Source organism: Halosimplex litoreum (assembly GCF_016065055.1).
Taxonomy (GTDB): domain Archaea; phylum Halobacteriota; class Halobacteria; order Halobacteriales; family Haloarculaceae; genus Halosimplex; species Halosimplex litoreum.
This window is the reverse complement of record NZ_CP065856.1, coordinates 3959479-3984265: the sequence shown is the minus strand read 5'-3', so window position 1 is coordinate 3984265 and position 24787 is coordinate 3959479. Positions and strand designations below refer to the sequence as shown.

Annotated in this window: 22 protein-coding genes; 6 read left to right on the top strand and 16 right to left on the bottom strand. The window is 68.4% G+C overall.

All coding sequences use genetic code 11. From position 1 onward, the window contains the following. Positions 1–7 precede the first annotated feature (7 nt). The 4 genes from I7X12_RS19570 to I7X12_RS20655 all read right to left on the bottom strand — a co-directional run bounded on the left by I7X12_RS19570 (position 8) and on the right by I7X12_RS20655 (position 3623). Positions 8–1387, bottom strand: coding sequence for an ABC transporter substrate-binding protein (locus I7X12_RS19570; RefSeq protein WP_198061682.1), 1380 nt, complete (start codon positions 1385–1387; stop codon positions 8–10). Between the two features lie 254 nt (positions 1388–1641). After that, positions 1642–2235: a CBS domain-containing protein gene (locus tag I7X12_RS19565; protein WP_198061681.1), complete on the bottom strand. Its 594-nt coding sequence runs from the start codon at positions 2233–2235 to the stop codon at positions 1642–1644. A 111-nt stretch (positions 2236–2346) separates the two neighbouring features. Next, positions 2347–3135, bottom strand: a complete 789-nt coding sequence (locus I7X12_RS19560; protein WP_198061680.1) for a GTP cyclohydrolase III — start codon at positions 3133–3135, stop codon at positions 2347–2349. A gap of 56 nt (positions 3136–3191) precedes the next feature. Continuing rightward, complete coding sequence (locus I7X12_RS20655) at positions 3192–3623, bottom strand: DUF7344 domain-containing protein (protein WP_232342936.1); 432 nt, start codon at positions 3621–3623, stop codon at positions 3192–3194. A 177-nt stretch (positions 3624–3800) separates the two neighbouring features. Here I7X12_RS20655 and glmU point away from each other — a divergent pair, with 177 nt between their 5' ends. From glmU to I7X12_RS19535, 4 genes are all read left to right on the top strand, one after another. Continuing rightward, positions 3801–4985 (top strand): bifunctional sugar-1-phosphate nucleotidylyltransferase/acetyltransferase, encoded by a 1185-nt coding sequence (gene glmU / locus I7X12_RS19550; RefSeq protein WP_198061679.1) that lies wholly within the window; start codon positions 3801–3803, stop codon positions 4983–4985. A 107-nt stretch (positions 4986–5092) separates the two neighbouring features. Next, positions 5093–5275: a DUF7576 family protein gene (locus tag I7X12_RS19545; protein WP_198061678.1), complete on the top strand. Its 183-nt coding sequence runs from the start codon at positions 5093–5095 to the stop codon at positions 5273–5275. 61 nt (positions 5276–5336) lie between these two features. Beyond that, positions 5337–5873, top strand: a complete 537-nt coding sequence (locus I7X12_RS19540) for a response regulator transcription factor (protein ID WP_232342934.1) — start codon at positions 5337–5339, stop codon at positions 5871–5873. Positions 5874–6051: 178 nt separating this feature from the next. Beyond that, positions 6052–7296 (top strand): mandelate racemase/muconate lactonizing enzyme family protein, encoded by a 1245-nt coding sequence (locus tag I7X12_RS19535; protein WP_198061677.1) that lies wholly within the window; start codon positions 6052–6054, stop codon positions 7294–7296. Between the two features lie 125 nt (positions 7297–7421). Here I7X12_RS19535 and I7X12_RS19530 read toward each other — a convergent pair whose 3' ends face one another. After that, positions 7422–8057, bottom strand: coding sequence for an NUDIX hydrolase (locus I7X12_RS19530; RefSeq protein WP_198061676.1), 636 nt, complete (start codon positions 8055–8057; stop codon positions 7422–7424). A gap of 44 nt (positions 8058–8101) precedes the next feature. Beyond that, positions 8102–8965, bottom strand: a complete 864-nt coding sequence (locus tag I7X12_RS19525) for a hypothetical protein (RefSeq protein ID WP_198061675.1) — start codon at positions 8963–8965, stop codon at positions 8102–8104. Between the two features lie 119 nt (positions 8966–9084). Between I7X12_RS19525 and I7X12_RS19520 the strand changes: the two genes are divergently transcribed. Then, complete coding sequence (locus I7X12_RS19520; protein ID WP_198061674.1) at positions 9085–9825, top strand: HFX_2341 family transcriptional regulator domain-containing protein; 741 nt, start codon at positions 9085–9087, stop codon at positions 9823–9825. 926 nt (positions 9826–10751) lie between these two features. On the opposite strand, the gene gfo6 is transcribed toward I7X12_RS19520, so the two are convergent. From gfo6 to I7X12_RS19470, 10 genes are all read right to left on the bottom strand, one after another. Next, positions 10752–11819: a D-xylose 1-dehydrogenase Gfo6 gene (gene gfo6, locus I7X12_RS19515; protein ID WP_232342932.1), complete on the bottom strand. Its 1068-nt coding sequence runs from the start codon at positions 11817–11819 to the stop codon at positions 10752–10754. Between the two features lie 103 nt (positions 11820–11922). Then, a complete protein-coding gene (locus tag I7X12_RS19510; protein ID WP_198061672.1) occupies positions 11923–12939 on the bottom strand; it encodes a 3-oxoacyl-ACP synthase in 1017 nt (338 codons plus the stop codon). Further along, complete coding sequence (locus tag I7X12_RS19505; protein WP_394355634.1) at positions 12936–14117, bottom strand: branched-chain amino acid ABC transporter permease; 1182 nt, start codon at positions 14115–14117, stop codon at positions 12936–12938. Before I7X12_RS19505 ends, I7X12_RS19510 begins: the two co-directional genes overlap by 4 nt. A 109-nt stretch (positions 14118–14226) precedes the next feature. Then, a complete protein-coding gene (locus I7X12_RS19500; protein WP_198063929.1) occupies positions 14227–15228 on the bottom strand; it encodes a branched-chain amino acid ABC transporter permease in 1002 nt (333 codons plus the stop codon). 68 nt (positions 15229–15296) lie between these two features. Then, positions 15297–15995: an ABC transporter ATP-binding protein gene (locus I7X12_RS19495; protein WP_198061671.1), complete on the bottom strand. Its 699-nt coding sequence runs from the start codon at positions 15993–15995 to the stop codon at positions 15297–15299. A gap of 31 nt (positions 15996–16026) precedes the next feature. After that, positions 16027–16884 (bottom strand): ABC transporter ATP-binding protein, encoded by an 858-nt coding sequence (locus I7X12_RS19490; RefSeq protein ID WP_198063928.1) that lies wholly within the window; start codon positions 16882–16884, stop codon positions 16027–16029. Between the two features lie 2 nt (positions 16885–16886). After that, positions 16887–18362 carry an ABC transporter substrate-binding protein gene (locus I7X12_RS19485; protein ID WP_198061670.1) on the bottom strand — a complete coding sequence of 492 codons (1476 nt, stop codon included), beginning with the start codon at positions 18360–18362 and terminating at the stop codon, positions 16887–16889. A 126-nt stretch (positions 18363–18488) separates the two neighbouring features. Further along, on the bottom strand, positions 18489–19199 hold the full coding sequence (locus I7X12_RS19480; protein ID WP_198061669.1) for a helix-turn-helix domain-containing protein: 711 nt from the start codon (positions 19197–19199) through the stop codon (positions 18489–18491). Positions 19200–19331: 132 nt separating this feature from the next. Then, complete coding sequence (locus I7X12_RS19475) at positions 19332–20933, bottom strand: AMP-binding protein (protein WP_198061668.1); 1602 nt, start codon at positions 20931–20933, stop codon at positions 19332–19334. After that, positions 20920–21726, bottom strand: coding sequence for an alpha/beta fold hydrolase (locus I7X12_RS19470; RefSeq protein ID WP_198061667.1), 807 nt, complete (start codon positions 21724–21726; stop codon positions 20920–20922). Before I7X12_RS19470 ends, I7X12_RS19475 begins: the two co-directional genes overlap by 14 nt. Positions 21727–22023: 297 nt before the next feature. Between I7X12_RS19470 and ppc the strand changes: the two genes are divergently transcribed. Then, positions 22024–24720: a phosphoenolpyruvate carboxylase gene (gene ppc, locus I7X12_RS19465; RefSeq protein ID WP_198061666.1), complete on the top strand. Its 2697-nt coding sequence runs from the start codon at positions 22024–22026 to the stop codon at positions 24718–24720. The last annotated feature ends 67 nt before the right edge of the window (positions 24721–24787 follow it).

Genomic DNA, 24787 nt, shown 5'->3' with positions numbered 1-24787 from the left:
CGCCGCCTCAGGCCGAGTAGTCGATGTTCTCGATGACCTCGAAGCCGCCCTCCTGGTAGCGGTAGAACTGGTAGGTGGCGGCGGCGATGTCGCCCACGTCGTCGAACTCGACGGCGCTGGAGGCGCCCTGGTAGTTGATCTCGGTGCCACTGGCGGCCATCTCCAGGCCTTCGGCGAGGTTCTCCGGCGTCACCGTCTCGCCGCCCTCGTTGGCGACGGCGCTCATCTGGTCGCGGATCGCCTCGCCGCTGTTCTCGCCGGCGGCGGCGTTGGCGAGCGCGAGCACGGCGACGGCGTCGAACGACTGGCCGGTGAACGGGCTCTCTGCGGGGTTGCTGTCGTACGCTTCCTGGTAGAGCGAGTCGAACGTGTCCCGACCCGGGCCGGTCGAAGTCGGGGCGGTCCCCCAGACGTTGCGCATGGAGTTGCCGACGTTGCCCGGGAGGCTCCCGCTTTGGAGGCCGTCCGGGACGATGATGTCGCAGAAGTCCTGGGAGTAGTCGTTGTAGAAATCGCGGAAGATCCGAACGCCGCTATCGGGGTACCCGACGATCATCAGGAGATCCGGCTGGTCCTGCAGCGCGGAACTCAGCTGAGAGGTGTAGGAGGACGCTCCGGGCTCGAAGCTGACCTCCTGCTGGACGGTCCCGCCGGCCTCCTCCCAGGCGGAGACGTAGGCGTCGGCCAGCCCCTGCCCGTAGTCGTTGTTCAGCGCGAGCGTCGACGTCGTCGACGCCTCCAGGCGCTCGCGGCCGATCTGGGTCATCACCTGGGACTGGAGCGCGTCGGTCGGGGTCGTCCGGTAGAGGTAGCCGTTGTCCTCCAGGTCCGTGATCGCCGGCGACGTACTGGCGGGCGAGCACTCGACGACGCCGTTCGGGACCGCGACGTTGTTGGCCGTCTGGATGGTCACCGTCGAGGACAGTGCGCCGGCGATCATCGGATACCCCGCCGAGACGAGCGACTCGGCGGCGGAGATCCCCGTGTTGGGGTCCGTCGCGGTGTCCTCGAACTGGTAGTCGATCGTGAACGTGTCGCTCTCCTCGTCCACGTAGTCGGCCGCCAACTCCGCGGCCTGTCGGATCGGCGGCCCCAGGTCCGAGAGCTGCCCGGTCACGCCCATCAGGATCCCCAACCTGATCGTCCGCGACTCGACCCCGCCACCGCCGTCGCCCTCGGTCTCCGTGTCACCGTCCGTGGGCTCGGCGGTCGGCGACGCGGTCGACATGTCCTCACCGTCGCCCCCGTCACCGCCGTCGCCCCCATCGCCCCCGACGTCCTCTTCGGTCGGCGTGTCCTCGCCCGCCTGCGCGCACCCGGCCAGCCCCGCGACGCCCGCGACACCGAGTCCCTTCAGTATCTTCCGTCGCCGTATCTTGCGAGACATCTTCTCACGTTCCTTGTCAACCAGTCACTATAAAGCTGTCCCACGACCTGTCACGTTCCCATCGAAATACGAACGCCGGGACGCGCCCGTACAGCTTTCGAGAATCGATCGATACCGACTATCCGATACGGATTCGTCTATCGTACCAGATTTAGATCACGTAATGGGTGCTTACTCACCGGCCTCCATGCGTGGACTCCGAACGCGGTCGTGAGGCGGCTGGTCGTGAAGCGGACGGTCGTGGAGCAGCGCGGTCAGATGTCCCGACAGTCTGGACAGAGTAGCTGTCCGTTGAACGGCGAGAGCTCTCGCGAGAGCGACCCGCAGGCCTCGCACAGCGACTGGTCCTCGAAGCGCGACTCGTCGGTCCGACGCGTGCCCGCGGACTCGGGGTTCGGTTCGCCCACTCCGTCGGTGACGCCGACGACCGCCCGCTCGCGTTCGGCCATCACGGCGCCGTCGGCCGTCCGGACGAACGGCGAGGCGGTCAACAGGTCCCGCTCGGTCAACACGCCGAGGGGCTCGTCCCCGTCGGAGACGAGTACCCGCTGGGTCGGCCCCGCCGACAGTTCGTCGGCCGCCTCGGCGATGGTCATCTCCGGCGAGACGGTCGGCAGGGCGTCGGTCATCGCTTCGGAGACGCTGGGCGAGCCCTCCCCGGCGTCGACGAACGCCGCGAGCGCGTCTCGCTCGGTGACGACGCCGACCGGGTCGCTCCCCCGCAGGACGACGGCGCTGTCTGTCCCCGCTTCGAGCATCAGCTCCGCCGTCTCCTCGAGGTCGTCCGCCTCGCTGACCCCGACGAACTCGCGGTCCATCACCTCCCGAACGCTCGCGTCTGGTTCCATGTGCGGACGTTTACCACACTGCGTCTAAAAGCTACCTGCACCACGCTTAAGACGGCACGCACCGTACTTTTCCGGCCAAATTCGTCGGTCGAGCGGAGGGCGACGGACCGTTCACGCCGAGGGGTCGGTCTCGCCGGTCGCCCAGTCGACGTGTACGTCCTCGCCGGTCGCGCGACACTCTTCGAGGGCGTGTTTGGCGGCCATGCCCGCGTCCTGGGCGACGCGCCCGCGACCGACACCGACCTTGAGTTCCACGTCGACCGCCTCGCGGACGTGGTCGACCGCGTCCTGGTACTCGGCGGCGTCCATCTCGGAACAGACGGCGATGACGTTGTCGCCGCCGACGAAAAAGGAGAGTGAGTCGTAGGCGCGGCGCATGTAGCGCATGAGTTCGGCGTACCCCTGTTCGATCCGGATGAACGTGTCGAACTCGTTGAGCTGGTCGGTGTACTTGCCCGTCGCGTCGTTCACGTCGAAGTGTGCGATCTGCAGATCCTCGGCGGTCCGGAACTCCTCGTCGATGGTCCGGCCGCGCAGGATCTCCCGCCGGGACTTGTCCTGGGCGCTCCCGGCCTCCTGGAGCGCCTCGGTCGCGGTTCCGAGCGCCTCGGCGGGGGTCGTCCCGGTGGCGACGCTCAGGCTCATCGTGACCGGGTAGCGGTTGCCGACGGACTCCTGAACGAGCGCGTGGTCGTCCTCGTCGAGCCCGTTCGTGACAGCGATCATGTTGTCGAACCGCGAGAAGAAGACGTAGCCGCCGCGGTTGCCGATCAGTTGCGAGAGGTCGGCGTACAGCCGCGACTGCAGGGTCTGAAGGTCGACCTCTCGTCGGGGTTCGGGGGTGACCGTCCAGGGGCCGTAGTTGTCGATCTGGACGTGCGTTACCTGCGTGTTCGTCACAGTACCCGCGGTTAGGAAGCAGCCCGTTTTGTTCTTTCCGTTCGGACAGCCTCCCTTCACTCCGGTGTCGGCGGGTCGTCGACCCGGTCGTCGATGCTGTCACCGTCCTCGCCGAGCAGTCTCGGGTCGTCACTCGCCAGCTCCACGGTCCCGACCAGCGAGTTGTAGCTGACCACTCCTGTCGCGATCAGCTTCGGCAGGTGACGCTGAAACAGGTCGGCGCGGACTCGTTCGGCGACGTCGACGGAGACGTCTCCCGGTCCCTTGCCCCGCTCGGCGGCGACGACGAGTCGCGCCAGGTCCGACACCGGGACCGGTCCGTCGCAGTCGGCGAGACAGCTGAGCGCTCGACGTCGCCGACCGCTCGCGCGCAGATCCGCGACGGCCGACGCCGGGAGACGCGCACCCATCGCCTCCGCTGACTCACTCCCCTCGGCCGAGGAGTTCCGCTCGTCGGTTCCCCCCTCACTGTCGTCGGATCGTGGCATTGGTCTTCGGACAGGCCACTACGTGGCGCCCGCTTTTGTATGTGTCGCGGTACCATTGATCGTTCTCGTCGACTATCCCGAGTGGCCCGAACACGCCGGTATCGCGGCTTGGATGTTATGTGGCACCGATTCACGTTGCGGTACCACTATGAGCCGTCCGAGCGACGGGTGTCGTACATGCAAGTCGTCCTGCTGACCGCCGGGGAGGGAACCCGGATGCGTCCGCTGACGGAGTCGCTGCCCAAGCCGATGCTGCCGGTGGCCGACCGGCCGCTGGTCGCCCACGGCGCCGACGCCGCCATCGACGCGGGCGCGTCGGAGCTGATCCTCGTCGTGGGCTACGAGGCCGACGCGGTCAGGGAGTACTTCGGCGAGGAGTACCGCGGGACACCCGTCGAATACGCCGTTCAGGCGGAGCAACTCGGGACCGCACACGCCGTCGACTGCGCGAGCGAGTACCTCGAGGGCCCGTTCGCGGTGCTCAACGGCGACGACCTCTACGACCGCGCGAGCGTCGAGGCGCTCCTCTCGGCCGACGGGCCGGCGGTCGGCACCTATCGCGTCGACGACCCGACCAGCTACGGCGTCTTCGAGGTGACCGACGGGGTCGTCACCGGTATTGTCGAGAAACCGAGCGACCCGCCGACGGATCTGGTCAACGTCGGCGCCTACCGCTTCCCCGCCGAGGCCCGCGAGTGGCTCGACGTGCCGAAGAGCGAGCGCGGCGAACACGAGATCACGGACGTGCTCTCGAAGGTGATCGCCGAGCGGTCGGTCCGAACGGTGGAGGTCGAGCGCTGGCTGGGCTGTGGCCGCCCCTGGGAACTGCTGGAGGCCAACGAGTGGAAGATCGCCGAGCTCGACCGGGACGTGCGGGGGGACGTCCACGAGTCGGCGGAGCTGCGCGGCGACGTGGTCGTCGAGGCCGGGGCGACCGTCGACGCCGGCGTCGTCGTCGAGGGACCGGCGCTGATCCGCGAGGGCGCCGAGGTCGGGCCGAACGCCTACGTCCGCGGCGCGACGCTGCTGGCGGAAGACACCTACGTCGGCAACGCCGTCGAGGTCAAAAACAGCGTGGTCATGGCCGGCACGCACGTCCCGCACCACAACTACGTCGGCGACAGCGTGCTCGGTCGGGACGTGAACCTCGGCGCGGGGACGAAGGTGGCGAACCTCCGTCACGACGGCGGCGACGTGCGCTTCACGGTCAAAGGTGACCGCGTCTCTACCGGTCGCCGGAAGTTCGGCGTCGTCGCCGGCGACGGCGTCAAAACCGGCATCAACACGAGTCTCGACCCCGGCGTGAAACTCTCCGCCGGCGCGACCAGTGCGCCCGGCGAGTCCGTGACTCGCGACCGCTGAGGCTCCTGAACGCCGGTCGCGGCGGTCGTCCCGGGCGGTCGTCTCTCCGGCTCTGGCCGGCGTCGATGTATGCGGTTAAGTGGGTCCGTACACACCACTCGGACACGATGGTGGATCCCACGTCCGATCTCAACGAAGACGTATCCGAGGAGGAGGCGCCGACGTGCGCCGTCTGCGGTGCAGCGCTGGTACAGGACCCCGACCACAGGGTCGTCACGCGCGTCGACGACGGCCAGGTGGAGACGACACACTTCTGTAGCGACGCCCACCGCGAGGAGTGGGGCGGCTGACGGCGGAACGTATCAGATTCTATTATAAAACCCTAAATCGGGTACCCGCCAACTGCGATACATGGTCCAAGGGGGGGTAGCGACCGTGTTGGTCGTCGACGACGACGAGGCGGTCGCGGACGTGTACGCGAGTCAACTCAGCGAGTCCTACGACGTGTCGACCGCGTACGACGGAGAGTCGGCGCTCGAACAGGTGACCGAAGACGTGGATGTGGTGTTGCTGGACCGGCGGATGCACGGTCTCTCGGGACGGGAGGTTCTCGAACGGATCAGGGGCAGAGACATCGACTGCGGCGTGGTGATGGTCACCGCCGTCGACCCCGGGTTCGACATCGTCGACATGGGCTTCGACGACTACCTGCTCAAGCCGGTCGAGGGCGCGCAACTGCAGTCCGTGGTCGCCGAGGCCGTCAATCGACTCGACAAGCGGGCCGTCGTCCGGGAGTACCACGCCCTCTCGGCGAAAGTCGCCACGCTGCGCGTCGAGAAGAACCCGGCCGAACTCGAGAGCAGCGAGGAGTACCAGCGACTGCGCGCCCGCCTCGACGACCTCGAAACCCGGATCGAGGACGCCGGTGACACCGGGTCGAGCGGCTGACACGGCGACCCTCGCGTTCTCCCCTCAGGCACGCGTCGCGACGTACTCGACCTGGAGAAGCGAGTCGACGGACAGACCGTTCAGCGAGTACGACCCGACACTCCAAACGTTCCGGAGAGCCGAACGCTTCGGCGGCGTTTCCTCCACACTTTAGTAGGGTCCACAAGTAGCCGGGGGCATGGGACGAGACTACAGAGACCTCCACGACCCGAACGCGGAGTACACGATGCGGGAACTGTCGGCGGAGACGATGGGTGCCGACGCGAAGCGCGGCGGCGGCCGAGACGTCGAGATCACGGACGTACAGACCACGATGGTCGACGGGAACTTCCCGTGGACGCTCGTTCGGGTCTACACGGACGCGGGACTCGTCGGCACCGGTGAGGCCTACTGGGGCGCCGGCATCCCCGAGCTGATCGAGCGGATGGCGCCGTTCCTCATCGGCGAAAACCCGCTGGACATCGACCGCCTGTACGAACACCTGATCCAGAAGATGTCCGGCGAGGGGTCGGTCGAGGGCGTCACCGTTTCGGCCATCTCGGGGATCGAGGTCGCGCTGCACGACCTGGCCGGCAAGATCATCGAGGTGCCGGCCTACCAGCTACTCGGCGGCAAGTACCGCGACCGTATGCGCGTCTACTGCGACTGCCACACCGAGGAGGAGGCCGACCCCGACGCCTGCGCCGACGAGGCCGAGCGTGTCGTCGAGGAACTCGGCTACGACGCCCTGAAGTTCGACCTGGACGTGCCTTCCGGTCACGAGAAAGACCGCGCCAACCGCCACCTCCGCCCGGGCGAGATCCGCCACAAGGCCGAGATCGTCGAGAAGGTGACCGAGCGCGTCAAAGACCGGGCTGACGTGGCCTTCGACTGCCACTGGACGTTCTCGGGCAACTCCGCCGAGCGGCTGGCCGAGGCCATCGACGACTACGACGTCTGGTGGCTCGAAGACCCCGTCCCGCCGGAGAACCTGGAGGTCCAGCAGAAGGTCACCGATTCGACGACGACGCCCATCACGGTCGGGGAGAACCGCTACCGCGTCACCGAGCACCGCCGGCTCATCGAGGACCAGGCCGTCGACATCGTGGCGCCGGACATGCCGAAGATCGGCGGCATGCGCGAGACCCGCAAGATCGCCGACGTAGCCAACCAGTACTACGTCCCCGTCGCGATGCACAACGTCTCCTCGCCGGTCGGCACGGTCGCCAGCGCCCACGTCGGCGCCAGCGTCCCGAACTCCCTGGCCGTCGAGTACCACTCCTACGAACTCGACTGGTGGGAAGACCTCGTCCAGGAGGACGGTCTCATCGAGGACGGCTACATGAAAGTGCCCGAGGACAAGGGCCTCGGCGTCACGCTCGACCTCGACACCGTCGAAGACCACATGGTCGAAGGCGAGACGCTGTTCGATCCGGCTGCTTAAGCCGACCGAACTGGCGAGTCTTCGCTTCGACTCGTTCGACGAAGCGTAGCCGAAGTCGAACTCGAAGATCCAAGACTATCGATGTGCGACGCGGTGAGACGGGTCGGAAAACCACAGATCGCTTTTCAGCCCAGGAAGTACTGCACGAGCGCGTCGTGGCCCGGCGCCACCTCGTCGGGGACGCCGTCGAACCAGTCAAGGTTGGGGTTCGACGCGATGGGACCGGCGCCGGGTCCGCCGGGCGGGCCACCGCCGCCGCCGGGCGGTCCGCCGCCCGCAGGTGGCCCCTCGCCTTCTTGGGCGCCTTCCCCGTCGGGGCCGACGCCCGGCGGCGGGCTGCCGGGCCCCATCCCCCCGGGGCCGCCCATCGCGGGGATCAGCGACGCGGTGAACGCGACCGTGTAGCCGACGACGCTCTCCTCGCCGCCCTCGGCCCGCGTCTCGGTACGGATCGCCAGCTCGGGCCGTTCGATCTGGACGGGGAAGCTCAGTTCGTCTTCAGCCCAGCGGTCGGCGGCGACCGCCCAGTCCTCGTCGGCGCCGACCGGCCCGTTCGGGAGCGTCCAGCCGTCGACCCACTCGGAGTCTGCCAGCAGGAGCCGGTCCTGTTCGTCCGTGACCGCGACGACGACCAGCCCGCTCTGATTCTCGGCGCCCTCCACGGCCGTCTCGAACTGCTCGGCGTCGACGACCTGTTCCTGCTCGCGGAAGTCGACGCCCGGCTCCTCGCGGAGCGACTCGGGGTCCCTGAGGTTCACCATGTCTCCACTCAGGCGGGTCCGGGTGTAAAGTGTGACGCCATCTCTCACACCACGACGGTTTCGAAGTCGTATCCCGCGCGGTCGCGAACCGTCTCGAACCCGTCGACCGCCTCCCGGAAGCTCGCCTCGTCCGCGAACGAGAGTCGACGGGGTGGCGAGTCCGACCCACCGAACCGCTCGACGCTCCACACGAACGCTCGCAACAGCGCGCGGATCGCGCGAGAGCGGTCCCGGCCGACGCGCTCGCTCGTCGGCATCCAGTCGACGACGATCGCTCGGCGGTCGCGATCGACTGCGACTCGGCGGACGTGCGCCAGCGACGCGCCCGCCCCGCCCTCGAACCGGAGCCCCCGGTGTGTCAGTTCCCCGCCGTCGCCCCAGGTGGCGACCGGACCGGTCGGGACGACGGCACAGGGCAAGTCGTCTAGTCGCTCGCACGCGGCGTCGACCAGTCCGGGAGCGCCGGTCGCGGCGAGTTCGAACCGCTCGTGGTGGGGGATCGACCGGTAGATCCGACGGCCGTCGCGGCGGACCTCGACCGACGACACGTCCCAGACCCGCCACCGCGCGTCGCCGAGTGGGCCGTCCGCCCCGGACTCGTCGACAGTCAGCGCGCTCACCAGCGCGTCGGTGGCCTCCGGGAGCGGCGCCCGCCAGGTGGGGTCCGTACCGTCGGTCGCGTCGTCGGGGAGTCGGTCGAGGTCCGCGTCGAGCACTCGCTGGGTGCGGGGGCTCCGGTCGCTCACGTCGTCGGTCGCCATCGTCAGGCGCGCCTCGTCGCCGAACCCGCAGGCGACGGCGACCAGACGCGTGTCTGCCGCGACCGCGTCGGCGGAGTCGCCCGGACACACCACCTCGTGGGTCGGCGACCAGTCCGCCCCTGTTCCCCTCCGTCCACCGCTCGTCATGGGACGGGACTACCGTCGGCGGTCCCAAGGTCCTTCGGGCGGTGTGGGACCGAGTCGCGTACTCGGCGGTCGGGCCTGCCACCGAAACGTTCTCGTCGGGAGCGGCCGCGCTGTCGGATATGCGAACCATCGACGAAGTCCACGTCGTGCCGCTCGGATACGAGCACGACCGGATCCTCCGCCCCCTTCGCAAACACGACGCGGACACCGTCTACCTCCTCGCCGCCGACGGGGAACACACCCCGCTGACTCCCTACCAGGAGGCGCTCGTCGAGGAACTCGAGGACGACGGCCGGACCATCCGCTTCCGCGAGACGAACCTCTCGGACCTCTACGACGTGCTCGCGGTCGTCACGACGGTCGCCGCCGCCCACGAGCAGGACGTGGTCCGCGTCAACGTCTCCAGCGGCGGCAAGCTCGCCGCCATCGGCAGCGCCATCGCCTGCATGGCTACCGAGGCAACCGCCTACTACGTCCGCGCCGAGGAACACGTCCCCGACCTCGAGGAGAACCCGCGAACGCGGGGCATGCGCGACGACGTGGTGCTTCCCTCTTACCCCATCGAAGCGGTCTCCCGCGACCAGGTCGCCGTCCTCGCCTACCTCGAAGAGCGCAACAGCGACAGCTACACCGCCAAGAAGTCCGACCTGATCGAACACGCCGAGTCGGAAGCCCTGTCCTTTATCGCCGACGCCGACCCCGCCAACGACAAGGCGAAGTTCGCACTGCTCAACGCCAACATCGTCGACCCGCTCGTCGACGACGGCTACATCGAAGTCGAGCGCGTCGGCCGACAGAAACAGATCCGCCTGACCGACACCGGCCAGAACGTCCTCCACGCCTTCCGCCACAAGCTCTGAGTCGTCGACGCGGCCGCGCCGGCTGTAGCTACCCGTGACCCAACGGTTCGTTTCGTCGATAGTGTATCGATAGTATCGATAGTCTCGATACAACAGATGGTACCGAGATAGAAATTACATACCCGTCCCGGCTACCAGTAGATGCGCGCAGTTCGGTGGGTGCGACGGGTCCCGCGTCGCCCTGTCAGGTCCCCACCCGCTGACGCTTCGGCCCTCCCCACGCCGCCCTCCGACTGCGCCACCGTCGCATCGCCCGCCAACCGATCCACCTGTGCCTCTGACACGGGGGCGACCGCCCTCCACCCGGTCGCCCCACTCCTGCTTCGAACTGTTGTTATCGCGTTCGTCTCGGCTATTCGTGTGGCGCCGCTACGCGTTCGACAGCCTCGGAAGACGCGTCCGCTCAGTATGCGTGCTCGTTGAGCGCGAGTTCCAAGAAATTGTCTCGTGAAAGAAACGCGGACCACAGCGACCGCAGTCGACGGTGAGCGATGAACGCCCTCGCCGCGCTCGCTAGCTGCCGTCTCGGCCGCAGAGAACAGCAAGCGATGAAAGCCCTCGCCGCGCTCGCGGTCGCTGAGACGGGATATCCGCGCTCTCCGCACAGCCCGCGCGGATAGTGCCCGCTCAGACGACTACCGGCGCGAGCGCGCCTCGCCCTTTCAGTCCACCAGGACCGCACCGCGACCACAACAGCAACCGCAGACGGCCTCACACCTCCCCAGCCTCTTGCGATGCTCGCGGGCTGCGCTTCTCATCCCTCGCGCGACTGTTTCGAGCGGCCCGCCACGAGGCGGGCACGCTCGACAGCACGCGCCGACCGCACAGCACCGCAACCGCACCGCTACCCCAAATGCAACAACCTCAGACTGCACTGAGCGTCCGCAACGAAAGAACGGGCGCAGAAAGAACGGTTCGAGTGGCCGCTACAGCTCGACGCGTTCGCCGGACTCGGCGGCCTCGTAGACGGCGTCGATGGCGCGCTGGTCGACGATGCCGTGCTCGCCGTCGCCGTGGATGTCCGTGCCGGTCAGCAGGTGGTCGCCGAAGTACTCCAGCGAGCGACGGGTCTCCTCGATGCCGTCGAACTCGGTGGTGATGGTGGTCTCGCCGCGGGTGATCGTCAGCTCGCGGTCGCCGGAGAGGAAGGCGTCTTCGAGCAGAAGCTCGCCCTCGGTGCCGATGATGCGGAGGTTGCTGGTCTCCTGAGTGTTCTGGCTGGCCGTGCAGGCGGCGACGACGCCGTCGGGGAACTCGACGGTGAAGGCGGCCCGCTCGTCCGGTACGTCGTCGAAGGCCTCGTGACCGGACCAGTCCGTCGCGGTGACGGCGACGGGGTCCTCGTCGATGACGAACCGCGTCGTGTTGATGGAGTAGACGCCGAGGTCGGTGACCGAGGCGCCGGGGCCGGCCATGTCGGGGTCGAGCCGCCACTGGTCGTAGTTGTCGTTGATGTCCAGCAGGGGCTGAGACATGTTGCCGTGGACCATCGCCACGTCGCCGATGAAGCCGGCGTCGACGAGCTCGCGCATCGTGCGGACGGCGGGCTGGACGTGCATCCGGTACTCGACGCCCAGGGTCACGCCTTCGGCGGCCTCGACGAGCTTCTCGGCGCGCTCGGTGCTGGCTTCGAGGGGTTTCTCGCAGAGGACGTCCTTGTCGAACTCGGCGGCCGCCTCCACGTAGGGGAGGTGCAGGGCGTTGGGCGTGGCGATGTAGACGGCGTCGTAGGCGTCGGTCGCCTCACCGTTCTGGAACTCGTCGTAGGTGAGTCCGTGCTCGATGGACTCGTGCTCGTCGGCGACGCCTTCGGCCTTCTCGGTCGTCGAGGAGACGACGACGGTCGTCTCCAGGTGGTCGAGGACCTCGGTTGCGGGGATGGCGAACTCCATCGTCCACCAGCCGAGTCCGACCATCGCGAACCGAACCGTCCCCTCGTCCGCCTGGGGCCAGTCGCGCGCCGTGAAGTCGTCCATGTACTCCTGTATATCCATGAACGATTGCCCGCACGCGACCGGCATAAGTGATGCGAAGGAGGGCGTGCGTCGGAGCTCGACCCCGCCGGATTCGGAATCGCTGGACGGTCTGAGGGGTCGTTCAGCCGAGCCACTCCAGGACGGTCGCCGCCCAGGTGTAGCCGGTACCCGCTGCGAGAAAGAGCACGGTGTCGCCGGGGCGGAGCCACTCCCGGGTTCGGGCCTCGGCGGTCGCCAACGCCTGGTCGACGCTCTGGACGTGGCCGTAGTCGTCGAGGTAGTACTGCTCGCGGTCGTCGAGTCCGAGTTCGTCGCAGAGATAGGCGTGGAACGACCGCTTCATGTGTGTTATCGCCGCGAAGTCGAGATCCGAGCGGTCCAGTCCCGACCGCTCCAGAGCGGTGTCGGCGACTTCGAGGAAATTCCCGAGGCTCACCTCGCCCAGTCGCTCCTTCATCGACTCGTGGTCGGGGACGCGCAGCGCGTGCATCCCGGCGTCGACGGTGTCGCGGCTCGGGGGGTGGCGCGTGCCACCGGCGGGCATCACCACGTCCCGGGAGAAGCTGCCGTCGGTCAGCGCGGCGCTCTCGCGGACGGTCGCGAGCGCGCGGTCGGGCGCGTCGCGTTCGAGCACCATCGCCGAAGCGCCGCTGCCGAAGTTGAACGTGAAGGAGGTGTCGGGGTCGTCGTAGTCCACCAGGTCCTCCTCGCGACTGGCCGCGACCAGCAGCACTCGGTCGGGGGCGTCCGCTTCGATCTGGGCCTTCGTCTCGCGGACGGCGACCGGTGCGCCGGCACAGAGCGCGTAGCTCTCGGCGGCGTAAGCGTCGGTCGCGCCGATCCGGTCGGCCACGTCCGCCGCGAGGCTCCAGACGACGTAGTCCTTGAACTCGCTGCCGTGGTAGCGGACGACGTCGAGATCGGCAGGCTCGCAGTCGGCGTCGGCCAGCGCGTCCTCGGCGGCCGCGACACACAGATCGCTGGGCTGGTCGTCGCCGTTCCGGCAGACGTGCTTGCGGCGGATCCCCATCTTATCGACGACCACGTCGCGGGGGATACCCGACCGCTCGGCGATGTCGGCGCCGCCGACGGTCTCGTCGGGCAGCGCCGTCCCGATTCCGGTGAGGTGGACGGTCATCGCTCGCCCCACAGCTTCGCGGGCAGCCGCTCGGAGACGGAGCCACCGAGGTAGTTCCGCAGCGTCCCGAGGAGGCCGCTGGGGACGTAGAGGACGAACAGGACGAACACGATCCCGACGTAGAGACTGGCGTGGCCGTTCAGCGCCGCGCCGATGAACCCCTCGACGGTGAGCCCGCCCACGATATCCGCCGTGAGCACGCCCTCGGGCAGCGTCTCCCGGAGGAACGGGAGCAGGCCGCCGCCCTGGCCGGTGTTCGAGAGGAACTCCCGTATCGAGTGGTCGAACAGGTGGCCGTACAGCGGGCCGGCGAGCGTGCCGAACCCGCCGATGATACTCGCCAGCAGCGCGTCGCCGGTCGTCAGGAAGTAGAACGTGCTCTCGGGGGTGACCGAGCGGGAGAAGCCGGCGTACAGCGCGCCCGCGACGCCGCCGAAGAAGCCGCTGATGACGAACGCGCCGAGCTTGTAGCGGAAGGTGTCGTAGCCGATCGCGGCCGCCCGTTCCTCGTTCTCGCGGATGGCGATCATCACCCGGCCGAACGGGGAGTGGATCACCCGCTGCATCGCGAAATAGGACACCAGCGCGACCAGGCCGACCATGTAGAACGAGACGGTGTACGTGCCGAGTTCGTGACCCAGCACTACCACCGTGTCGCCGGAGAAGGTGCCGATCGCGAGGGTCAGCTGGTCGACGAAGGGGATCCCGATCTCGAAGCCCTCGGGGTGGGTCGACCCGACGGCGGGGCCGTCGCGAGGGTTGCTCGCCACGTAGTCCCAGCCGCGGACGAAGACGTACAGCACCTGCGCGAACCCGAGCGTGATCATCGCGAAGTACACCCCCGACAGCCGGAAGGAGACGAGGCCGATGACGACCGCCAGCAGTCCCGCGAGGACGGCCGCGACGAGCAAGGAGACCATGAACGGCGTTCCGGCGGGGAGGAGCGGGACCTTGCCGTTGGCGATCAGGATGACGGCGTAGGCGCCGGTGCCGTAGAAAGCGGCGTGGCCGAAGGAGAGATAGCCGGTGTAGCCGCTGATGAAGTCGAACGACATGGCGAACAGGGCGAAATAGAGGACGGCGACCATCGAGTCGACGCGAGGGAGGACGGCGATCGCGAAGCTGTTGATCGCCGAGGGGGCGACCGGGAACGAGAACGTCGTCAGCAGGTGGTAGATCACGGGATAGGCGACGAAGGCGAGGATCACCAGCAGATGGACCTGCTGGTCCCGGAGGTGTGCGACGGGCCAGGCGAGCTCCCGATCGTCGATCCACTGGGTGACGGAGCTAATGGCCGCCCACCTCCTCGACGCCGAACAGGCCCTGTGGTTTGACGATCAGCATCCCGACGAGGATGAGGAAGACGGTGATCTCGGGCAGCCAGGTCCAGGTGACGACGACGTTCTGGAACCACCAGGTCGTCGTCGCGTCGGCCATCCCGACGACGAGCGCGCCGGCGACGGTCCCGCGGAAGGTGCCCAGCCCGCCGATGATGACGACGACGAACGCCGGAAGCAGCGTCTCGGCCGCCAGCGGGACGTTCGCGCCCCAGACGGGGTCCCACATCAGCAGGGCACCGGCGGCGCCCGCGACGCCGGCACCGAGCGCGAACACGAATGTGAACACGCGGCGCACGTCGATCCCGAGCGCCTCGGCCATCTCCGCGTCCTCGCTGCCCGCGCGGATGTACAGTCCGTAGCGGGTACGAGTCAGGAAGGCCCAGATGCCGAGGACGGTCGCCGCGCCGAGGGCGATCTCGAACAGGGCCAGCCCGCGGACCGAGAGCGGGCCGATCGACTGCTCTGCCGAGAGGATCGCCGGCCGCGTCCCCAGCGCGGCCCGCCACTCCGAGATGGGCTGGAGCCCGTAGAACAGGACGACGATCCGGACGAGTTCCTCCAGCACGAGCGTCAGGCCGAAGGTGAGGAGGATCTGGTAGATCGGCGGCCGGTCGTAGAGCTGCCTGACGAGCCCGACCTCCATGACACCGCCCAGAAACGCCAGTGCGACGAAGACGGCAGCGAGCGCGACGAAGAACAGTGCGAGGCGCGTCCAGGCGCCCGTGGCGCTCCCGACGAGCGTGACCATGACCAGGCCGGCGAGGTACGCGCCGATCATCGTCAGCGAGCCGTGCGCGAAGTTCAACACGCCCATCAGGCCGAAGATGAGCGTCAGCCCGCTGGCGATCATCACGTAGATGGCAGACTTCGCCAGCCCCTCGACGACCACGCTGACGAGCGTGTCCGGGCCGAGGAACTGCCGGAGCCCCTCACCGAAGCTCAACTGCATGGCGGCGGCTGCGAACGGCTCGGCCCCGTGTTGGAGGGGCCCAGCGACCGGAGCGAGTGCGCTCGCCGTCATGCGGAGAGGTACCTCCTGAGCCGTTCGTCGTCGGCGGACACGTCGGCGGTGTCGCCGTCGTCGACGACCCGCCCCTTGTCGAGGACGTAGAAGCGGTCGGCCAGATCCAGCGCCAGCGGGAGGTTCTGCTCGACGAGCAGGAGCGTCGTCTCGGTCGCGGCGTCGGCCAGCGCCTCGGCCACGTCGGCGACGATCTGTGGGGCCAGGCCCTCGCTGGGTTCGTCGACCAGCAGCAGGTCGTTCTCGCCGACGAGCCCTCGGGCCAGCGCGAGCATCTGTTGCTGGCCACCCGAGAGCGTGCCAGCCTCCTGGTCGCGGCGCTCTTCGAGGATCGGGAAGGTGTCGTAGACGGTCGCGACCCGTTCGCCGGTGTCGGCGCCGTCGGGTACCGCCACGCGGACGTTCTCGGCGACGGTGAGCTGCGAGAAGATACGGCGGTCCTCGGGGATCCAGCCGACGCCGCGCTCGGCGACCGCGTGGGTCTCCAGGCCGACCAACTGCTCGTCGCGGTACGTGATCGTTCCCTCCCGAGGCGGGGTCAACTGGAGGATAGACCGCAACGTCGTCGTCTTGCCGACGCCGTTGCGCCCGACCAGCGCGACCACCTCACCCTCGTCGACGGAGAGCGTGACGCCTTCGAGGACGTGGCTCTCGCCGTAGTACGTCTCCACGCCGTCGAGTTCGAGGAGGGTCACGTCGCGCACCTCCCCGACGGTCGACGCGCGCTCACGCGACCCCTCCCGTGTCGTCCCGTTCGGCGGTCCCGTCCCCGCGACGATTCAGGTCGCCGGGCTCGTAGCCGCCGAGATACGCCTCCTGAACGGCGGGGTCCTCGCGGACCGCTTCGGGCTCGCCGTCGGCGATGACCGCGCCCTGGTTGAGGACCACCACGCGGTCCGAGACCTCCATGACGATGTCCATGTTGTGCTCGACCAGCAGGACGGCGTGGTCCGCGGCCACGTCCTCGATGAGCGCGACGATGTCGTCGACGCTCTCGGAGGAGACGCCCGCGTTCGGTTCGTCCAGCAGGAGCACGTCCGGATCGCCCGCCAGCGCCACGGCGACCTCGAGCTGGCGGCTGGCCCCGTGGCTGAGGTTCTCCGCCACGTCGTCGGCGCGGTGAGCCAGCCCGACCCGGTCAAGGATATCCCGAGCCTCCGCGACGTACTCGTCGTAGGCGCCGACGTTGCGCCAGAACGTCGCGGCGTCGTCGCCGGCAGCCTGGGCGGCGATCCGGACGTTCTCCAGCACCGACAGCGTGGGGAAGACGTTCGTGATCTGGTACGACCGATGGATTCCCATCGCAGCCGTCTCGTCCGGCGAGGCGTCGGTCACGTCGACCCAGCCGTCGCTGGCTCCGCCGGCAGCATCGCTCGCTCTGCCACTGTCGTCGCTCCCGCCGCGACGCAACTCGATCGTCCCGCGGGTGGGTTCGAGCGCGCCGGTCAGCAGGTCGAAAAACGTCGTCTTGCCGGCGCCGTTCGGGCCGATAAGCGAGCACAGCTCGTCGCCCAGCTCGAAGTCCACCTCGTCGACGGCGGTGAGGCCGCCGAACTGCTTCGTGAGGCCGGTCGTCCGCAACATGCTCACAGCGAACAGTTCATGTCGGAGCTGTCGGCCGGGATGGTGGCGTTCTCGCCGGAGATGCGGGCCTGTGGCTCGCCGGGCATGATCGAGGCGCCCCAGGTGTCGGCGTACTCGTCGCTGGTCGGGACCGGGCTGGCGACCGTCATCTCCGAGCGAGCCTGGTTGTTGTACTCCTGGAAGGTGTAGCCGTCCTCGCCCTTCGGCGTGTCCGCGACGGTCATCCCCTTCAGCGCGCCTGCGATGTCGGCGCCCTCGGTCGATCCCGAGGCCTGGACCGCCTGGTGGATGGCCGAGGCAGCGGTGAACGTCCCCGAGGTGAAGAGATCGGGGACGACCTCGTAGGTGTTCGTGTAGCTGTCGACGAAGGCGTCGTTGATCTCGTTGTCGTACTGGTTCCAGTGGTACCGGGTCGTGAACGGGCCGAGCTGTGACCCCTCGATCTTCTCGGCCGTCAGCGGCGACCCGAGGACGCTCTCCATCGTGTTGCCGACGACCTGATTGGTGATCTGAGTGGCGAACCCGCCGAACGCCCGGTACGAGTAGTCCCCCGAGAGAAAGGAGCTGAACAGATTCGGCAGCGTCGTGACGGTGAACCCGCCGACGATACCCTCTGCGCCTGCGGACTCGGCGTTGTCGAGCAGGCCGTCCCACTCGGCGTAGCCCTGCTCGACGAAGCGCTTGCCGACGATCTCGACGCCGTTGTCCTGCAGGACCGACTCGTAGTTGTTGACCACGGCCCGGCCGAAGCTGTAGTCGGCGCCGAACAGGAACACCCGCGAGACGTCCGTCTCGTTGGCGACGTAGCGGCCGCCCGAGCGGGCGTCCATCGCCGTGTTCTCGCTGGCCCGGAAGACCAGATCGCTACAGTAGTCGCCGCTGGCGGTGATCGCCGCCGAGGCGGCCGGTCCCGCCACGAACGGCACCTGCGCCTGGGTGACGACCTGGCCGACGACGCGCTCGGCCGCCGACGAGGAGGAACAGCCGAAGAGCATGTCGACGCCGTCGTCGCGGACGAGCGACGTGGCCGCCGACTGGGCCGGGTCCGCGGCGAACTCCGTGTCGCGGACGAGCAGCCGGTAGTCCACGTCGCCGACGGTCACGGTCGTCTCACCGGTCCCGACCATCCCCGCGGGGTCGGCGCCGGCCTTGTAGGCCAGTCCGGAGAGGAACCCCCACAGGCCTTGCTGGCCGTAGTACGCCAGGTTCCCCGACATCGGCTGGAGGACGCCGATGGTCACCTCGCCCGAGACGCTGCTCGCCGTGCCCGTCGCCGTTCCGTTCATGTCTGAGTCGTCGGCCGCCGTGTCGCCGCCGTCGCCGCTCCCGTTTCCACCGTCTCCATCGCCGCCGGTATCGCCGTCTCCACCGGCGCCGTCGGTCGGCGTCCCGTCGCCTTCGGAGCAGCCCGCCAGCGCCGCGACGCCGGCGACACCCAGTGACTTCAGCGCCCGCCTCCGCGTGAGATGCTCTCGCATGATAATTAGTGATACTACGCTCACGGGCATATCCACCGGGGTTCACATGTTAACGAGCGGGTTCGGGCGAGCGAAACGGCGGTCCGGGCGACGAACGATGCGGAGTAAACGGTGTCGAGAAGCGCCTCACTCCGCCCCGTCGAGGTCGTCGAGCGCGTCGACGACGCGTTCGATCATCTTGCGCTGGCCCCTGCGGAGGTTCTTCGAGACGGCGGGCTTGGACACGTCGAACTCGTCGGCCAGCGTGCCGAGCGTGGCGTCCCGGGGCGACTCGAAGTACCCCGAGGACACCGCGGTCTCCAGGGTCTCGCGCTCGGTCTCGGAGAGCTCCTCGCAGCCCTGGATGAGCGTCATCGCCGCGCCGGCGTTCCGGACGAGGTCCTGCACGTCCGGCAGCGTCGTGTCCGAGCGCTCGACTACGTCGAACTCGTTGTCCCGTTCGAGTTCCGCGAGCGTGTCGTCGGCCCGGCGCGCGCGGTCGAAGCCGACGTGCCAGATCTCGCTGCCCTCCTCGACGTAGAACGGACCGGTTATGTAGCCGTCGTTGTCCCGGATTGTCTCCATCGCCGCCGTCTCGTCGATGACCGTCCGGATGTGGGCCACGTCGTCACGCCGGGAGAGCAGGGTGTAATCGTACATGTTCCCGTGGTCGCGCAGCGCGTCGAGCCCGTCCGAGAGCTGACCGCGGTCGCCGCCCTCGACGACCATCCGTGTCTCCAGCGCGCGCCGAGACTGGTCGAACTCCCAGTGGACGGCCGAGAACGCGACCCCGTAGTCCGCCGTCGTATCGATGAACGGACAGTCGTACTGCTCCATGTCCATCGAGATGTCGATCACGTACGAGACACCCTTTCCGCGATACGTATTCCTTCACGAATATAAATGATTCTACCTTCGTGGGTAGCGTTCGGGGTAGCCGAATCCTACCGTGACCCGATGGCCGTCCCGTTCGAGCGGAGCCGAAACGGCTCACTCGCCGAACTCGGCCGCGACCGCCTCGCGGTCGATCTTGTCGGGGCCGCTCGTGGGGAGTTCGTCGACGAACGCGAGGTGGCGGGGATGCTTGAACCGAGCCAGCCGGCCGTCGAGGAACTCGCGGAGGCCGTCGAGCGGCAGTTCTCCGCCGCCGTCCCGGAGTTCGACGACCGCCTTGCCGACCTGGCCCCACTGGTCGTCCGGGACGGGTACCACGACGGCGTCGGCGACGGCGGGGTGGTCGACGATAGCGTCCTCGACCTCCGCGGGGTAGACGTTCTCGCCGCCGCTGACGAACATGTTCTTCTTGCGACCTTCGATGGAGACGTAGCCCTCGTCGTCGACCCGGGCGAGGTCGCCGGTCGAGACCCACTCGCCGAAGGTCTCGGCGCTCTCCTCCGGGGACGACCAGTAGCCGTCGGCGGCGTGGGGCGAGCGCAACTGCAGTTCGCCGATCTCGTCCGCGGGGAGGGACTGGCCGTCGTCGTCGACGACGCGTGCATCGACGTGCACGTTCGCGACGCCGACGGTGTGGGCCTTCTCGCGGGGCCAATCGTCGGGCATCGCGAAGTTGTTGGGACCACATTCGGTCAGCCCGTAGCCCTGCGAGAGGTCGACGCCGCGGTCCCACCACGCCTCCATGACCGACTCCCGGCAGGGGCCACCGCCGGACTTGACGAACCGTAGCGAGGAGAGATCCGTCTCGGTCCAGCGGTCGTGGTCGGTCATCATTCGGAGGACCGCGGGGACGGCGACCAGAACCGTGGCCGACCGCTCGTCGACGACCCCGAGGATCTGGCCGGGGTCGAACTCGCGGTCGACGACGACCGTCCCGCCCATGTGGAATATCGGAAGGGTGAGGACGTTCCAGCCGCCGGTGTGGAACATCGGGAACACCATGGGCGTCACGTCGTCGTCGCGCAGGCCCCACGCGGTGATCGTGTTGAGGGAGTTCCAGACGAGCGCCTCGTGGGAGACCACCGTCTCCTTCGGCGTCCCCGTCGACCCCCCGGTGTGCAGGAACAGATGGGGGTCGTCGGCGTCGACGGCCGGCCCGTCGAACGTCGAGCCGTCGTCCGGGAGGGCGGCCTCGTAAGGCTCCCAGGTGGTCGCTCCGCTCGCACTTCCGTCTTCTTTCCCGCCTTCGGCCGCCCCGACCGGCAGCGACAGGACCGGGGCGTCGGCGCTCCAGGTGTCCTCGTCGGCCGCGTCGTCTACGAGGCCGGCGAACGCTTCCTCGACGACGACGAGGTGGGGATCGACCGTCGCAAACAGTTCGGCGAGTTCCCGCGGAGCGAGTCGGTGGGACAGCGGGGCGAGTACGCCGCCGGTCTTGCCCGTCGCGAAGAAGAGGTCGACGTACTCCGGGCGATTGCGCGAGACGACGGCGACGCGGCCCGCTGTCTCGGCGGACTCGTCGTCCGGATCCGCCGTGACGCCGTGGTCGGCCAGGAGTCGCGCACAGCGGTTCGCCCGGCGGTCGAGGTCCGCGTAGGTGTACTCCGTGCCGGTCGCGGCGTCGACGAGCCCGACCCGCTCGGGTGACAACGCCGCGCGCTTCTCGCTCCAGGCTCCGACCCACTCAGCCGCGGACATTCTCGATGAACTCCCGGATTTCGCCGGTGACGCGCTCGTCCCGCTCGACGAAGAAGAGGTGCGACCCGCCGGGGATCTCCACGAGGTCCGCGCCGGGGATCCCCTCGGCGAGGAGCCGACCGTTCTCGGTCGGGAGCACGCGGTCGTCGGTGCCGTGGAGCACGAGCGTCGGCAGGTCGATCTCGCCCAGTTCGTCGCTGGCGTCGAAACCGACCGCCGCGGCGCTCTGCCACTCGTAGGCGTCGTCGGTAGGGTCGGTCTCCAGCCGCCAGTCGACGATCTGCTCGACCACGTCCCGATTCGCCGCCCAGAACTCCTCGGAGAAGGCGGGTTCCATCTTGTGTCGGATCGTGTCGGCGGGACCGTAGTCGTCGGGGACCGCGAGCATCCGCGCCTGGGTCTCCTCCGGGATGGGGACGGCGTCGTCGCCGCCCGGCGTGGTACAGAGCAACGCCAGCGATTCGGCGCGGTCGTAGTCCAGCGCGTAGCGCTGGGCGATCATCCCGCCGAGGCTCGCGCCGACGAGATGCGTCCGCTCGATCCCGGCGTCGTCGAGGACGGCCTCCACGTCGGCGGCCATCTCCGCGACGGTGTAGGGGCCCTCGGGCGCGTCGGAGTCGCCGGTCCCCCGGTTGTCCACGACGACCGTCCGAAAGTCGGAGAGCGCCTCGCGCTGCCAGTTCCACATCCAGGTCCCGTACGCCAACCCCTCGAGGAACGTCACCACCTCCGCCTCGGGCGGCCCTGCTACGTCGTAGGCGATCCGGGTCCCGTCGTTCGTCGCGTAGGCCATAGCGGAGATATCGGACGCCCGACCCTTCAACCCGGACGTTCACTTGTGAACCCCGTGAGAGGTACCCGAACGCGTCGGACGGGGGCGCCGGTGACGATCCGGCGACTCTAGGCCGATCCTTCCGCCCGACGGCCTCGAAATAGCGGTTCGGTATGCCCGAACTACGCTCGACGATATTCCGCCCTCGGATGGGGTTCGGAGACCGACGCCTGGACCGTCCGATCGGTTTCTCACGCACGTTGCTGAAGGTTTTCGACTTCCGCTAGTGTTTTACGAATGGGCCTGAGAACCACTGTTATGGAATTACATGCCAGAGAGGTCAACGAAGACGTACGGGAACTGGGTGAGCTGCTCGGGGAGATAATCCGGGCACAGCGGTCCGAGTCTGCGTTCGAGATAGTCGAACAGATCCGGGAAGCGGCGATCGACTACCGGCGTGGCGACGCCGAGGATCGGGCGGCGATCGGCGAGGCGCTCGACGGGCTCGACCCCGAGGAACAGGACGTCGTCGCGCGGGCGTTCACGACGTATTTCGAACTGATCAACCTCGCCGAGGAGCGCCAGCGCGTCCGTGAGATACGCGAGGGGAGTCAGGACGGGACGCTCGACGACAGCGTGCGCGCGGCCGTCGAGGAACTCGCCGAGCGAGACCTGGACGCCGAGACGGTCGAGGCCGTGCTCGACGACGTGTTGATCCAGCCGACGTTCACCGCGCACCCCACGGAGGCGCGCCGCAAGACCGTCAAGGCGAAGCTCCGGTCGGTGTCGAGCCACCTCGAACGGCTCGACGAGGTGCGGCTGACCCGCGACGAGCAGGCCGACGTCGAGCGCGACCTCGAAGCCGAAGTGACGAGCCTCTGGCAGACCGCGCAGGTCCGCGAGCGCCGGCCCGACGTGACCGACGAGGCGCTCAACGTCCAGTGGTACCTGGAGAACGTCCTCTTCGAAGTCATCAGCGAGGTGTACGACGCGCTCGAACGCGCCGTCGACGACGAGTTCGACGACGAGGTCGACGTGCCGAAGCTCTACGAGTTCCGCTCGTGGGCCGGCAGCGACCGCGACGGTAACCCCTTCGTCACCCCGGAGGTCACCGAGGAGACGCTCGATCGCCAGCAGTCGGCCGCGGTCCCGCTGTACCGCGACCGCCTCAAGACGCTCTCGGGCGTCCTCAGCCAAGACGCCGACCAGATCGACACCGGCGAGCGCTTCGACGAGCGGCTGGCCGAGCACCGCGAGCGGCTGCCCGCCGTGGCCGAGACGGCTCGCGAGCGCTACCCCGACGAGCCCTATCGCCAGTTGCTCAAGCTCATGCGCGAGCGCGTCCTCCGGGTCGACGACGTGCGTCCGGGCGGCTACGAGGACGAGAGCGAGTTCCTGGATGACATCGAGGCCCTCGCCGAGAGTCTGCGAGCTAACGGCGCGAACGTGATCGCCGAGTCTCACGTCGACCCCCTCTATCGGACCGTCGACACCTTCGGCTTCTCGCTGGCCAGTCTCGACCTGCGCGACCACCGCGCGAAACACACGAACGCCATCGCCGAGGCCGTCGACCGCGACGGGATCGACTACGAGAGCATGGACGAAGACGAACGGGTCGACTTCCTCACCGACGCCATCCTGCAGGAGCGGCCCGTGGTCGACCTCGCCGACCGCGAGGACCTCTCCGACGAGGCCGCCCGCGTGCTCCGCCGGTTCGAGAAGACCGCCGAGTGGCAGGACGACTACGGCGTCGACGCCATCGACACCTACGCCATCAGCTGGTGTGAGGAACCGTCCCACGTCCTCGAAGTGCTCTTCCTCGCCGACCAGGCCGGGGTCGTCGACCTGCCGGGCTACTGCGGGCTCGACGTGGTGCCGCTGCTCGAATCGAAGTACGCCCTCGACGGCGCCCGGCGGATCATGGGCACGCTGTTCGAGAACGAGGCCTACCAGCAGGCCCTCGAAGCGCGCAACGGCGTCCAGGAGATCATGCTGGGCTACTCCGACTCGAACAAGGAGAACGGCTTCCTCGCGGCCAACTGGAGCCTCTTTCGCAACCAGCGCCGGCTGGCCGCCATCACCGACGACTACGACGTGGAGATGCGGCTGTTCCACGGTCGCGGCGGCTCCATCTCGCGGGGCGGCGGGCCGATGAACGACGCGATGCTCGCGCTGCCGGCGGAGACGGTCTCGGGCCAGATCAAGTTCACCGAGCAGGGCGAGACCATCTCAGAGAAGTACGCCAACCGGAAGATCGCCGAGCGCAACCTCGAACAGATGCTCGACGCCCAGATCCGCGCTCGCCACAACGCGATGGTCGAGCCCGTCGAGGAGGTGCCCGACGAGTGGGCCGAGGCCATGGAGACCGCAGCCGAGGCCGCCCGCGAGGAGTACGTCGACCTGTTGGAGTCGGAGGGGTTCGTCGACTTCTTCGAGACGGCGACCCCGATCACCGTCATCGAGAACCTCAACCTCGGGTCCCGTCCCGCCTCGCGGTCAGAGGAGCGGGACGTGGACGACCTGCGGGCGATCCCGTGGGTGTTCTCGTGGACCCAGGCCCGCTGTATCCTGCCGGGGTGGTACTCGCTGGCGACCGGGATCGAGGCGTATCTCGATTCCGGTGGCGACGTCGAGACGCTGCGGGAGATGTACGACGAGTGGCTGTTCTTCCAGACGACGCTGGACAACGCCGCGCTCGCGCTCGCGCGCTCCGAGATGGAGATCGCCGAGCGCTACGCCGATCTGGCCGACGAGGAGCTCCGGGAGGCCTTCTTCCCGCGCATCCGCGAGGAGTACGAGGGCGCCGTCGAACTCGTGAAGACGATCACCGACCGGGACAGCCTGCTCCGACGGGAGTGGCTCGCGGAGAATCTCGCCCGTCGCAACCCCTACGTCGACCCGCTGAACCTCCTGCAGGTGCGCCTGCTCGACCAGTCACACCTGACGGAAGCCGAGGAGCGCACCCTGCGGCTCACGGTCCAGGGTGTCGCCGCCGGGATGAAAAACACCGGATAGCCTGGACACGCCGGGGACGCCGGTCTTGTGGTCCCGACCCGCGACCGCCGCCCACCGTCGATCAGAA

Bases quoted from the DNA above. Each gene is read 5' to 3' on its own strand.
- I7X12_RS19570 (WP_198061682.1), bottom strand. From the start codon at position 1,387: ATGTCTCGCAAGATACGGCGACGGAAGATACTGAAGGGACTCGGTGTC.
- I7X12_RS19565 (WP_198061681.1), bottom strand. From the start codon at position 2,235: ATGGAACCAGACGCGAGCGTTCGGGAGGTGATGGACCGCGAGTTCGTC.
- I7X12_RS20655 (WP_232342936.1), bottom strand. From the start codon at position 3,623: ATGCCACGATCCGACGACAGTGAGGGGGGAACCGACGAGCGGAACTCC.
- glmU (WP_198061679.1), top strand. From the start codon at position 3,801: ATGCAAGTCGTCCTGCTGACCGCCGGGGAGGGAACCCGGATGCGTCCG.
- I7X12_RS19545 (WP_198061678.1), top strand. From the start codon at position 5,093: ATGGTGGATCCCACGTCCGATCTCAACGAAGACGTATCCGAGGAGGAG.
- I7X12_RS19540 (WP_232342934.1), top strand. From the start codon at position 5,337: ATGGTCCAAGGGGGGGTAGCGACCGTGTTGGTCGTCGACGACGACGAG.
- I7X12_RS19535 (WP_198061677.1), top strand. From the start codon at position 6,052: ATGGGACGAGACTACAGAGACCTCCACGACCCGAACGCGGAGTACACG.
- I7X12_RS19530 (WP_198061676.1), bottom strand. From the start codon at position 8,057: ATGGTGAACCTCAGGGACCCCGAGTCGCTCCGCGAGGAGCCGGGCGTC.
- I7X12_RS19525 (WP_198061675.1), bottom strand. From the start codon at position 8,965: ATGACGAGCGGTGGACGGAGGGGAACAGGGGCGGACTGGTCGCCGACC.
- I7X12_RS19520 (WP_198061674.1), top strand. From the start codon at position 9,085: ATGCGAACCATCGACGAAGTCCACGTCGTGCCGCTCGGATACGAGCAC.
- gfo6 (WP_232342932.1), bottom strand. From the start codon at position 11,819: ATGGATATACAGGAGTACATGGACGACTTCACGGCGCGCGACTGGCCC.
- I7X12_RS19510 (WP_198061672.1), bottom strand. From the start codon at position 12,939: ATGACCGTCCACCTCACCGGAATCGGGACGGCGCTGCCCGACGAGACC.
- I7X12_RS19500 (WP_198063929.1), bottom strand. From the start codon at position 15,228: ATGCAGTTGAGCTTCGGTGAGGGGCTCCGGCAGTTCCTCGGCCCGGAC.
- I7X12_RS19490 (WP_198063928.1), bottom strand. From the start codon at position 16,884: ATGTTGCGGACGACCGGCCTCACGAAGCAGTTCGGCGGCCTCACCGCC.
- I7X12_RS19485 (WP_198061670.1), bottom strand. From the start codon at position 18,362: ATGCGAGAGCATCTCACGCGGAGGCGGGCGCTGAAGTCACTGGGTGTC.
- I7X12_RS19475 (WP_198061668.1), bottom strand. From the start codon at position 20,933: ATGTCCGCGGCTGAGTGGGTCGGAGCCTGGAGCGAGAAGCGCGCGGCG.
- I7X12_RS19470 (WP_198061667.1), bottom strand. From the start codon at position 21,726: ATGGCCTACGCGACGAACGACGGGACCCGGATCGCCTACGACGTAGCA.
- ppc (WP_198061666.1), top strand. From the start codon at position 22,024: ATGGAATTACATGCCAGAGAGGTCAACGAAGACGTACGGGAACTGGGT.